The organism is Bradyrhizobium sp. HKCCYLRH1034 (assembly GCF_051168375.1).
Classification (GTDB): Bacteria; Pseudomonadota; Alphaproteobacteria; order Rhizobiales; family Xanthobacteraceae; genus Bradyrhizobium.
The window spans coordinates 190,807-201,534 of record NZ_JBNPUW010000013.1; the positions used below are offsets into that span (position 1 = coordinate 190,807).

The 10,728-nt window shown below is 64.7% G+C and carries 9 protein-coding genes and 1 pseudogene; 4 read left to right on the forward strand and 6 right to left on the reverse strand.

All coding sequences use genetic code 11. The features are described from left to right. The first annotated feature begins 54 nt into the window (after positions 1 to 54). A complete protein-coding gene (gene ipdC / locus ACQR0W_RS27060) occupies positions 55 to 1,692 on the forward strand; it encodes an indolepyruvate/phenylpyruvate decarboxylase (RefSeq protein ID WP_315715990.1) in 1,638 nt (545 codons plus the stop codon). Between the two features lie 32 nt (positions 1,693 to 1,724). On the opposite strand, the gene ACQR0W_RS27065 is transcribed toward ipdC, so the two are convergent. Beyond that, positions 1,725 to 2,876: a hypothetical protein gene (locus ACQR0W_RS27065; RefSeq protein ID WP_315715991.1), complete on the reverse strand. Its 1,152-nt coding sequence runs from the start codon at positions 2,874 to 2,876 to the stop codon at positions 1,725 to 1,727. Between the two features lie 314 nt (positions 2,877 to 3,190). Here ACQR0W_RS27065 and ACQR0W_RS27070 point away from each other — a divergent pair, with 314 nt between their 5' ends. After that, positions 3,191 to 3,796 carry a helix-turn-helix transcriptional regulator gene (locus ACQR0W_RS27070; RefSeq protein ID WP_316169912.1) on the forward strand — a complete coding sequence of 202 codons (606 nt, stop codon included), beginning with the start codon at positions 3,191 to 3,193 and terminating at the stop codon, positions 3,794 to 3,796. A gap of 122 nt (positions 3,797 to 3,918) precedes the next feature. Here ACQR0W_RS27070 and ACQR0W_RS27075 read toward each other — a convergent pair whose 3' ends face one another. From ACQR0W_RS27075 to ACQR0W_RS27095, 5 genes are all read right to left on the reverse strand, one after another. Continuing rightward, positions 3,919 to 4,164, reverse strand: a complete 246-nt coding sequence (locus tag ACQR0W_RS27075; RefSeq protein ID WP_006614403.1) for a hypothetical protein — start codon at positions 4,162 to 4,164, stop codon at positions 3,919 to 3,921. Positions 4,165 to 4,410: 246 nt separating this feature from the next. After that, entirely contained in the window at positions 4,411 to 6,960 is a 2,550-nt protein-coding gene (locus ACQR0W_RS27080; protein ID WP_316169911.1) for a hybrid sensor histidine kinase/response regulator, read from the reverse strand. 6 nt (positions 6,961 to 6,966) lie between these two features. Further along, a complete protein-coding gene (locus tag ACQR0W_RS27085; RefSeq protein WP_316170082.1) occupies positions 6,967 to 7,281 on the reverse strand; it encodes a response regulator in 315 nt (104 codons plus the stop codon). 223 nt (positions 7,282 to 7,504) lie between these two features. Next, the gene (locus tag ACQR0W_RS27090; RefSeq protein ID WP_008968243.1) at positions 7,505 to 7,894 is read right to left on the reverse strand and encodes a response regulator; all 390 of its coding nucleotides are present in this window, start codon (positions 7,892 to 7,894) and stop codon (positions 7,505 to 7,507) included. A gap of 237 nt (positions 7,895 to 8,131) precedes the next feature. Continuing rightward, the gene (locus ACQR0W_RS27095; RefSeq protein WP_315715994.1) at positions 8,132 to 8,854 is read right to left on the reverse strand and encodes a Crp/Fnr family transcriptional regulator; all 723 of its coding nucleotides are present in this window, start codon (positions 8,852 to 8,854) and stop codon (positions 8,132 to 8,134) included. Between the two features lie 670 nt (positions 8,855 to 9,524). Between ACQR0W_RS27095 and ACQR0W_RS27100 the strand changes: the two genes are divergently transcribed. Beyond that, complete coding sequence (locus ACQR0W_RS27100) at positions 9,525 to 10,274, forward strand: histidine kinase dimerization/phospho-acceptor domain-containing protein (RefSeq protein WP_316169910.1); 750 nt, start codon at positions 9,525 to 9,527, stop codon at positions 10,272 to 10,274. A gap of 287 nt (positions 10,275 to 10,561) precedes the next feature. Beyond that, positions 10,562 to 10,728: pseudogene (locus tag ACQR0W_RS27105) on the forward strand (flagellin); the annotation flags it as partial.

Consider the following 10,728-nt stretch of genomic DNA (forward strand, 5'->3'; position numbering starts at 1 on the left):
CGCCCCTCATCGTGTAGCACCGGCTGAACCTTACGCCACGCTCAGGGGATCCGGATGCCTGCTCTTGCCCATGCGCTGCTCGCCGCCCTGAAGGACCATGGCGCCCGCGAGATCTTCGGCATTCCCGGCGACTTCGTGCTGCCGCTGTTCAAGGTCATCGAGGAGAGCAACATCCTGCCGAGCGTCACGCTGAGCCATGAGCCGGCGGTCGGCTTCGCCGCGGATGCGGCCGCGCGCTATCATGGCGGCCTCGGCGTCGCCGTCGTCACCTACGGCGCCGGCGCCTTCAACGTCGTGAACGCAGTCGCCGGCGCCTATGCCGAACGCTCGCCCGTCGTGGTGATCGCGGGCGCGCCTGGCGCGCGTGAGCGCGTCTCCGGCTTTCTGCTGCACCACCAGGCCCGTACCGTCGACACGCAGCTCGCGGTGTTCAAGGAGATCACCTGCGATCAGGCGGTGCTGAGCGATCCGGCCACCGCCCCGGCCCAGATTGCGCGCGTGCTGCGCAGCGCGAAGGAGATGTCGCTGCCGGTGTATCTCGAATTTCCGCGCGACATGGTCGATGCCGAGGTCGAGCCGGTGGTGCCGCTGCCGCCGCGGCGGGCCAGCCGCGAGGCGCTCGACGAATGCGTCGAGGAGATCCTCGCCCGCATCGCGCAGGCAGAGCGTCCCGTGATCGTCGTCGACGTCGAAATCCGCCGCTACGGTGTCGAGGACAGGATCGCCGCGCTGGCGCGCAAGCTGGGTCTCCCGCTGGTGACGACCTTCATGGGCCGCGGCCTGCTCGACAGGGCCGACGATGTCGTCGCCGGCACCTATCTCGGCGCCGCGGGCAATCCGGCGATCACGGAGCTGGTCGAGAATGCCGATCTCGTGTTGATGCTGGGCGTCATCCTGTCGGATACCAATTTCGCGTTGTCGAACCGGGCGCCAGACCCGCGCCGCATGATCCTGGCCGCCAGCCGTGAGGTCCAGATCGGCCATCACGCCTATCGCGACATGCCGCTCGGCGATCTGATCGATGCGCTCGACGAGCGCGCGGCACCGCGGGCCGCAGCTCCCGGCCTGCCGCGGCAGCGCTCGGCCTATCCGCGCGGCCTCGCTGCCGATGGCGCGCCGATTGCGCCTTCGGACATCGCGACCGCGGTCAACGACATGTTCGACCGCCACGGCCGGATGCCGATGACCTCCGATATCGGCGACTGCCTGTTCACCGCGATGGAGATCGACAATACCGCGCTGGCCGCGCCGGGCTACTACGCGGGGATGGGCTTCGGCGTGCCGGCGGGCATCGGCGTGGCCGCGACCGGACTTCGTCCGCTGATCCTGGTCGGCGACGGCGCGTTCCAGATGACCGGATGGGAGCTCGGCAACTGCCGCCGCTACGGGCTCGATCCGATCGTCGTGCTGTTCAACAATTGCAGCTGGGAGATGCTGCGCGTGTTCCAGCCGGAATCGCGGTTCAACGATCTCGACGACTGGCACTATGCCGACATCGCCAATTCCATCGGCGGCACCGGCGAGCGCGTCGCCACCCGCAGCGAGCTCGTCGCCGCGCTGGAGCGCGCGGTGCATCGGCGCGGACGCTTCTCGCTGATCGAAGTGATGCTGCCGCGCGGCAAGACCTCGGACACGCTGGCGCGCTTCGTGGCAGGCTTCAAGTCGGCGCGCGAACGCATGGCCCAGGGATAGGACGGCCGGAAGGCCGTCTCGACGCGCCGCCGTCAACCGGTTGCCGACCGCAGTACCGTCTTGATCGCGTCGCGGCCCTTCCAGGCGAAATAGGTGAGGCGGCCGCCGAACGAGCGATGGCTGCGAAGCCTGTTCGAGCCGAGCACGTGTCCGACCTCTTCGGGGAAGCGCTTGACCTCGGCCTGCACCATTCTGTCGGTATTGGCCATGATGGTGCTCAGGCGCGTACCCCAGTCCGAGTCCTCGATGCGATCGATGCGGACCTGGATCGCATACTCGATGTCATAGATGCTGGTCAGGATTTCCTTGGCGGTCACGACGCGGTTGTTCTTCAACGCGATCCGGAGCGCGAGCCGCTTGTCCTCCAACTGGTCGAGCACCATCGGCACGGTCATCGCGTAGGGCGCCGCGATGACGTCGGCAATGTTCTTCGAGCGCGCCGCCTTCGTCGCCAGCCGCATCACCTGCCACGGCTCCTTCAGGCGCTTGGCGACGAGCGTCAACGCAAAGGGCACGGCTTCCGGCTGCTTCTTGCGCAGCGCATCGAGCAGCAGCACCATCTTCTTCACCTGCGGATCGTCGAACTCCGCGATCCGGTCCGGCAGCGAATCGGCGAACTTTGCAAGTTCCTCGCGGGCGCGCAGCGCCTTCATCAGCTTGACGACATCGTCGAACACCGACGGCGAGGCCGTATAGGCCTTCAGCTTGCTGCGGACCTGCTCGATGCCCTCGGCGCGCGCCAACGTGCCTTCCAGCGACTTCGTCACCTTGGTCTGGAACGCGCTCGCCGCCTGGCGGATCTCGCGCTGCTTGTCGGCCGCGATCAGGTCCTTCATCTGTGCATTATAGTCGCGCGCCATGGTCGGCAGCAGATCGCGCGAGATCCATTCCCAGATCGGCGTGAGGGAGCCGCGGGCAATGCGACCCTCATTGGCATGCTCCGGCGAACCGTCGATGAGAAGCTGCTCGACCGGCATGAAGAAGTAGCGCGAAGGATTGATGGTGCGGTGGCCGCCGCCGCCATTGTTGTTGCGGATCTCGGCGCGCAGCCGGGCCTGGAGGTCGGCGGATCCCGGCATGTCGACGCCGCTCAGCTCCAGCCGTTCGAGCTCGCTGAGCAGACAGCTTCGTGTCAGCGGTGACAACCGCTGCAGGAATTCCCAGATCCGGTCGACCGGTCCCATTGGCGTCAGGCTGTCAGCTATATGTCAAGGTCGCTCGTCTCCGCGGACGGGCACGGAACGCATGGAAGCACGAAACAGTTGGTGCGAAATTAATGTCAGTAAACAATCGTAGCAATGCACGGCATCGTGGACAGCCGCCGCCGCACGCGCCGCGGATGTCTCCTGAAGGGTGGCCTCACGCCCCGGCTTAACCATTGCAGCTTGCAACTTTTTGGGGAAATGATCGGCGGTTGCACGAGTTGCCGGAACAATCCCGTATTGCTACGGACGGCATAATTAACCATGTTAAAGTTGCCGTCGCGTCACAATGAGGCATGGCACAGCTGAACAACAGCCTTTCCGACGCTCACGCCGCACCTGCTCCGGGCAGCCAAGAGGTTAACGACCCGGATCTCCTGGCGACCCGTTCCGGCATGTCTGCGCCGCTTGCGATGGGACGTCACGACGACCAGGGCAGGCTCGCTTTGGCGCGTCAGCTGAACGGTTCGCTCACCGCCCTGATGCTCTACATGGAGGAAATCAAGCAGCGCAGCGACGAGATTGCCAGGACGCCCGGCGAGCGCCGGCATGTCCAGCTCGTCGTCGACAACGCGTTGCTGCAGACCGAGCGGATCTGCGCCCTGGTCAACCAGATGTCCGGCGCGCACGGGCAGTTCGGACCGCTGTCGCGGGCTGTGCCGGCTCACGAGGAGGGCGCGGTGCCCGCGCGGCCAACCGGCCGGGCCAGCAAGTCGCTCACCCCGCGCGAATACGAGGTCCTCAAGCTGATCAGTGAGGGGCACTCGAACAAGGAGGGCGCCTTGCGCATGGGCATCAGCCCCCGCACCTTCGAGAGCCATCGCGCCGAAGCCATGCGCAAGGTTGGCGCGCGCAATACCGCCGAACTCGTCCGCGCAGCACTCCTCAACCAGATCGGATGACGGCGGACGAGTGCGAATGCCGCGCTCGTGCCTTCGAGGTGGGCCCTGCGATGCAGACAACGACAATCGGCGTCGACCGGCTCGGTCGAACGCGCTGATTGCGGACGCGGATGTCCGTGCTGTCAGAAATAATCCTCGGCGAAGGGACGAACCCGGGAGGTCGGGCGCAGCGGCGCTTGCGCCTTGGGCGGCGTCGGCACGATCGTAATGGTCCAGCGCGGCGGTACGCTCGCTTCCTTTTCCATGACTGAACGGACGTGGCCGGTGATCGTCGATCCGCCGGATTTCACGGTCGCGGTCCGGCCGTTGAACTGCGCAATTCGGAAACGCCTGACTTCCTTCTGGTCGGCGGTTTCAAAAGTAAACATGGGACACATCTCCTATGTGACCCCGAGTCTCGCAGCTCATGATTAGTTGATTGTGAAAATCGTGAGCCGTAGAAGTACGGCGTCAACCCATTGTAAGGGATTATGAAGGTCAGGTTCGGCGAATCCGCGTTCGTGAACGTCTCGTTTGCCATCTCGATCGTCGGAGCCCGTCCTCGTCGCCGCGGTGCACCGTGCGGGGACGTCGCGCAGATCGGCATGCGCCAGGGAGGCCTGCGGCCTCACGCTTCAATATTGCAGCTCCTGGGCGCGGGCGGCGGCGTAGGCGGCCTCGATGCTGTCGAGCAGTTCGGCATACTCCTTGGCGGACAGGCGTGGTGCGCTCTTCTCCAGCGCCAGCGCGTAGGTTGCAAGCCGGCGGTACCCGAAGGTTCCGGCTGCGCTCTTCAGCGAATGCGCCTCGCGGCCGATCTTGATGCGCTCGCCGTCGAGCGTCAGCTGGCGGAGCTGCTTCAGCCGCGCATCCGTCTCGCTGAAGAACACGTCGCGGATCTCCTGCGCCGCCTCGTCTCCGATCTCGCCGACCAGCTCGGCGTAGGCTTCGCGGTCCAGCGCAGCTTCGGGAGCAATTTCGGTGTCGGCGCCAATGTCGGCGGTCGCGGCATCCGCCTGAGCCGGCACCAGCGGGGCGTCTGATGCCGCGGTTTCCGGCACCTGAACGGGCAGGGGCAGCACGCGCAGGATGGCCTCCACGAGCGCCTTCTTGCGGGCGGGCTTGACGACGAAATCGTTCATCCCGGCTTCCCGGCAGGCTCGGATATCCTCCATGAAGGCGTTCGCCGTGAAGGCGATGATCGGCACGTTGGAGCGGCGCTCGCCTCGCGCGCGAATGGTCCGGGTCGCCTGGAAGCCGTCCATCTCCGGCATGCGGACGTCCATCAGGATGAGGTCGTAGTTGAAGCGGCTGGCGGCGGTGACGGCCTCGGCGCCGTCGCAGGCCGTGTCGGTTTGGATGTCGAAATCCTTGAGCATCTTGGTCGCGACCAGGCGGTTGGTCGGATTGTCGTCCACCACGAGGACGCGCAGCGGCCGGCCGAACGCCGCGATCCGGTTCTGCAGCGAGGCGTAGATGCCGTCGTCGTTCTGCTCTGGCACCGCGATGGTCTCGGCAATCGGCAGCGTCAGGCGGAACGAGAAGGTGGACCCTCTGCCCAGCGTCGAGGTGACCCTGATATCACCCCCCATCTGCTCGATCAGTCGCTTGCAGATCGCGAGTCCGAGTCCGGAGCCCCCGAACCGGCGGCTGATCGAATTGTCGGCCTGGACGAAGTTCGCGAACAGCGAGCCGATCTTGTCGGCGGCAATGCCGATGCCGGTGTCGGTCACCGTCCATTCCACGGTCGCCTTCTCGTCATCCTTCTCGATGCAGCGCGTCGTGACGACCACTTCGCCGGACGAGGTGAACTTGACTGCGTTGGACACCAGGTTGAGCAGGATCTGGCGAATGCGGCCGGCGTCGCCGACCAGCGCCGGCGGCACGGCTGGGTCGCCGACGCTCCTCAGCTTCAGGTCCTTGGCGGAAGCCCGCGGCCCGATGATGCTGAGCGTGTTGTGGACCAGGGCCTCGGCGGAGAACGCGATGTCCTCGAGCGAGAGCTGGCCGGATTCGAGCTTGGAGAAGTCGAGAATGTCGTTGAGGATCTCGAGCAGGTTGTCGCCGGCATTGTGGATCGCCACCACCGAACGGCGCTGCTCGGGATCGAGATTGGTTTCCAGCAGCGTCGTGGCGAGGCCGAGCACCGCGTTCATCGGCGTGCGGATCTCGTGGCTCATCATCGCGACGAAGGTGGACTTCGCCGCATTCGCGGCCTCGGCGGCCTCGATCAGGTGCTCGTGGCGTTCCCACCAGCGGGAGATCAGGACCGCGGCCGCGAGCACGGCCATCGCGCTCACCAGCGACACGATGACCAGAAGCGTCGCCATGTCGCGCCAGGCCTTCAGGACGTCGTGCTCGAATACCGACGCCACGATCATCGCGGGATAATTGGGCAGCATCTTTGCCGCCCGCAGGCGCATCTCGCCGGTTCGTGCGGAGGGCTCGCGCAGCACGCCGCCGGCCGACAGCGCGCGCTGACCGAAGCCGGAGGTCCGCCTGCCGATCTCGCTCGTGGGCGGAAAATGCGCGAGCAGCGTCCCGTCCTCGCGGATCAGCGACACCGCGGCATCGAGACCCTGCGCGGTGGAGCCGAAGAAGTTCTCCAGATAGGGCACCGACATGGCGCCGAGCATCATGCCCATGAACTCGCCATTGGAATCGTCGAGCCGGCGGGCAAAATAGATGTTCCAGGTGCCGTCGCCGCGATTCTGAACCGGCGTGCTGAGGAACGTGTGCGGTGCAGGGTCGGCCTTCAGCGCCTTGAAGTAGTCGCGGTCGGCGATGTTGACGTCCGGGATCGGCCAGTAGCGCGAGAAGTTCAGGAGCCTGCCTTGCGCGTCGATCAGCGTCACCGCATCGATCTGCGGCAGTCCCGCGATCTTTTCCTTGAGCAGGAGGTGGGTCTGATGGTCTGACGCGACCTTGCGATACGCCGCAGCGTCGATGGCGCCGCCGCGCACCAGGTAGTCGCGCACGCTCGTGAGCACGAGGTCGACGGACTTCACCGAACGGTCGGCGTTCTCGGCAAGCGTGAGGCTATGGCGGCTGAGATCTTCCTCGGCGTGCTGAAGCGCGTTCTCGCGCAGATTGGTGAGGAAGAAGAGGTTGCTGCCGGCAATGACGCAGATGAGGATCAGCGCGATCGCTGCAGGCGCTCCCAGAAAGCGCTTCTTTTTGCTCATCGCCTGCTACCAGCCCGCCGCTCGGACCAGCCGCCGGCGATCGGTCTGCTGCGCGATCTGCTTCAGAGTTTGCCGGGGCCGCATCAGGTCGATCGGCTTCGAGAAGGGGGAATCTATATTGAGCTCGAGAACCTCGGTGCCGGAGCGGTTGCCCAGCGAGAGGTCCGGCATGATGCAGTCCAAGCTCCTCTTCTGCAGGACGATCGAGGCTGCGTCGACCGAGCTCACGTCCGTCGCGTTGAAGCCGGCCTGTGCTGCAATCTTTCGCAAGATTGAAACATGCACGGCGGCATCTTCGATCACGAGGAGTTCGTTGCGCATGAATTCCCTGTCCCGTTGCCACCCTGACACGGTCATCGGCAAGCAGGATCGTGTCTACCGGCCGGCTCTGACCCCCTCGTAAATTTTGGTTTCCGTACGACTACGGGGAGCGTGCGGCGATGTATGCGTCCTGCCGTCGTCAACCGCGCGGTGTTCGTCCGCCAAAGAGAAAGCGGCCGAACACCGGTCCGGCCGCCGCGCAGGGCATTCCCGGGGAGTTCGGCTATTCGGCCGGGCCGAACACGGCTTCCATCTTGGTCTTGAGCGTCGCAGCATTGAACGGCTTGACGATGTAGTTGCTCACGCCGGCCTTCTTGGCGGCGATGACGTTCTCGGTCTTCGACTCGGCCGTGATCATGATGAACGGCGTCTTCGACAGTTCCGGGCTGGCGCGCACCTCGCGCAGCAGGTCGTAGCCGGTCATCGGCTCCATGTTCCAGTCGGAGATCACGAGGCCATACTTCTTCGCCTGCATCTTGGAGAGCGCGGCCGATCCGTCGCTGGCGTCGTCGACGTTCTCGAATCCGAGCTGCTTCAGCAGGTTGCGGATGATCCGGATCATAGTGGCGTAGTCATCGACCACCAGGATCGGCATCGACAGATCAAAGGCCATGTCATTACTCCGCGCGTCTGGTCAAAAGCCGAACACGGGCGAGATATATCAGCACGAAGATTATTCGACGCTTCTTGGAACTCGCGCTCGTCAGCACGTCGACAATTATCAGCGCCCGTTGAACAGCGCGTTAATTCCGTCCGCATCGGTGATGGGGATCATACAATGGGCCGTAGTTGTACGGAGGCAAGGGCGTTCGGCGAGGCGCCGGCGCGCGACGGCCGGAACGACGCCTGCTTACGGCAGGCTGCGCGGCCGGACCAGGTTCTCGTAGTGGGCCTTCACGGCGCCGTAGCACTCACACGCCGTCTTCTTCAGCCCCTCCAGATCGATGATCTCGATATGGCCGCGGCTATAGTGGATGAAGTCCGCCTGCTGCAGCGTGCTCGCCACCAGCGAAACGCTGTTGCGTCGGGCGCCGATCATCTGCGCCAGGGACTCCTGGGTGATGTAGAGCTTGTTGCCGCCTGAAAGGTCATGCGTCTGCAGCAGGCAACGGGCGAGACGCGACTCGACGGTGTGGGCGGCGTTGCAACCGGCGGTCTGCTGACTCTGCACGTAGATGGCGAGTGCGTGGCGCAACATCAGCGCGCGAAACGAGGGGCTCTGTTCGGCGGCTGCCCGTACCCTGTCGATGTCGACGACCGATGCAGCACCGGGAACGAGGACCACCGCGCTGTTCAGCACCACCGGATCGCCGCCCGCGAGCAGGGACATGCTTCCGAAGAAGCTATCGCGACCGATCATCGCCACCTGAACGCGCTCTCCGCGCGCGAGGTTCACGACCAGCGAGATCACGCCGCGATGAGGAAAGTAGATGCGCGAAAGCTTTTCGCCGACCTCGGCGAGAATGGAGTCTTGCACCAGATCCACGGTCCGCAGATAGGGTCGGATCAGCTCGAAATCATCGTCGGTCAACGACGACAGGAAACCGTTCGGAGAACGCAAGCTGGGGTCCAAAGCCATCTCCTGCATTGCAGTATCGGAGCCTCGCAGATCTCAATGCCCTCATGGTTCCATAGAACTGCGTCCCATCCGCTGACAAGAAGAATCACGGGTAATATTCCCAGTAAAGGCCATTCGTTCCTGCTGTGTGCGTTGTCGTGCAGACAGGCGCGAATGCGCGTTGCGGATTTGGGCCATCAACGTGTGTGCGATGTGCTGATCTGATCGCGCGCGGTTGTATACAGTCGGCACGCATCCGGCCTCCGCCTCGGCTCCTGAAAGCAGCGCAGCACGCCTGCGGCGAACGTCTCGTTGCTCCGGCCGCCGCAGCTCCGCCGGACACGGACGCCACGTAGCAAGCGCCGCAATTGACAGCGGACATCTTGAGGCCAAAATCGCTAATAAGCGCGCTGATTCGTTGACGGATCTTTTTCTGTCGGATGCAACTCTCGTCGCCAGTGGAGGCATCGGCCGGTGTCCTGCGGCTGGCGGTGACGAGGTTGTCGTCTTGGCAGGAGCAGGAGTCCAACTGATGCTGCATCCAACCGGAGCGCCATCGATGGTCAGCGGTGAGACTGAGCGCCAAGGCTGAGCATCAAGACGAAGCTGAACATTGCAGCGGCGTCCGTGCGTTTGCGTCCCGATAGCCCCGCCGTCCTCCCCCCCAACAGGTATTGCAGGATTCATGGCCTCTTCCACCTACCAGCGGTCCAATCAGTCGCTGCCGAGTCCGGGCGCAGACATTCCGGCTGCAGCGACGCCGGACATCCACCCAGGGATGGCCATCGTGGGTCAGGTTGCCGGTGGCCTGCTGCACGACTTCAACAACATTCTCACCGTGATCACGGGGACCATCGACATTCTCGCCGAAGCGGTCGAGGACAAGCCTGAACTGGCGGCCGTCGCGCGTCTGATCGACGAGGCCGCGACCCGGGGCGCTCGATTGACGTCGCAGCTTCTGTCGTTCGCAAGGGGGCGGCCGCCGCAGCCATGTGCGGTGGAGTTGAACGAGCTCCTGGTCGACGTCGCTCGCCTGCTTCGTCCGACATTGGGCACCGAGGTCGAGGTGACGACGTCGGTGGGCGCGGACGTGCCGGCCGTCTTCGCTGATCCGGGCCAGTTGATGGCGGCATTGCTGTGTCTTGCGATCGGGGCCCGACATCGACTGGAGCACGGCGGCCGCATCGACATCCAGGCCAGGCGCATGAGTGCGGACGCCTCGGGCGCCGGCGGCATCTCCTCCGACGTGCAGATCGTGTTGACGGCGTCGGTGAGTGCGGCGGAGGCCGGTCCAGCCGATCCCGTGTTCTCGGAGATCCGGCTGGTCGAGGATTTCGTCAGGCGCTCGAACGGACGTCTGGAGCTCCAGGAGCCGCGCGGCCGGACCGCCAGCGTCGAGATCGTCCTCCCGCACGCGGACCGCGCCCCCGCGTAACCGGCCGCTCTTCCGCAAGCTCATAGTTAGCGCTGCCTTAACGGTCGCACCGCGTATCGGCGCGCGCCGACCGTCAGACGCGGATCCGTGCGCCATTTTACCGTGAATCGCGGCGGCCTGCACGCATTTGATCGAACTGATTAGCGGCCAATTAGGATTAACGGCGGCGGCGGAGGCTGCTCCGAAGTCAATTTAACGAACGGGTAGGATTCCGCGGACCAGTCTGCGCCATCGCCGACAGAACGGTGCGGCGATGTCTACTCATGTTCATCCAGAAGGGAATGACAATGTCAGGTATCGTACTCTCTGCGTCGGTTCGCCAGAACCTGCTCTCGCTCCAGTCGACGGCTCAGCTCCTCGCCACCACGCAGAACAACCTCTCCACGGGCAAGAAGGTCAACTCGGCGCTCGACAATCCGACCAACTTCTTCACCGCCCAGGGTCTCGACAACCG

What these genes read in the sequence shown, in the direction of transcription:
- ipdC (WP_315715990.1), top strand. Translation starts at nt 55, where the DNA reads ATGCCTGCTCTTGCCCATGCGCTGCTCGCCGCCCTGAAGGACCATGGC.
- ACQR0W_RS27065 (WP_315715991.1), bottom strand. Translation starts at nt 2,876, where the DNA reads ATGGGACCGGTCGACCGGATCTGGGAATTCCTGCAGCGGTTGTCACCG.
- ACQR0W_RS27070 (WP_316169912.1), top strand. Translation starts at nt 3,191, where the DNA reads ATGGCACAGCTGAACAACAGCCTTTCCGACGCTCACGCCGCACCTGCT.
- ACQR0W_RS27075 (WP_006614403.1), bottom strand. Translation starts at nt 4,164, where the DNA reads ATGTTTACTTTTGAAACCGCCGACCAGAAGGAAGTCAGGCGTTTCCGA.
- ACQR0W_RS27080 (WP_316169911.1), bottom strand. Translation starts at nt 6,960, where the DNA reads ATGAGCAAAAAGAAGCGCTTTCTGGGAGCGCCTGCAGCGATCGCGCTG.
- ACQR0W_RS27085 (WP_316170082.1), bottom strand. Translation starts at nt 7,281, where the DNA reads ATGCGCAACGAACTCCTCGTGATCGAAGATGCCGCCGTGCATGTTTCA.
- ACQR0W_RS27090 (WP_008968243.1), bottom strand. Translation starts at nt 7,894, where the DNA reads ATGGCCTTTGATCTGTCGATGCCGATCCTGGTGGTCGATGACTACGCC.
- ACQR0W_RS27100 (WP_316169910.1), top strand. Translation starts at nt 9,525, where the DNA reads ATGGCCTCTTCCACCTACCAGCGGTCCAATCAGTCGCTGCCGAGTCCG.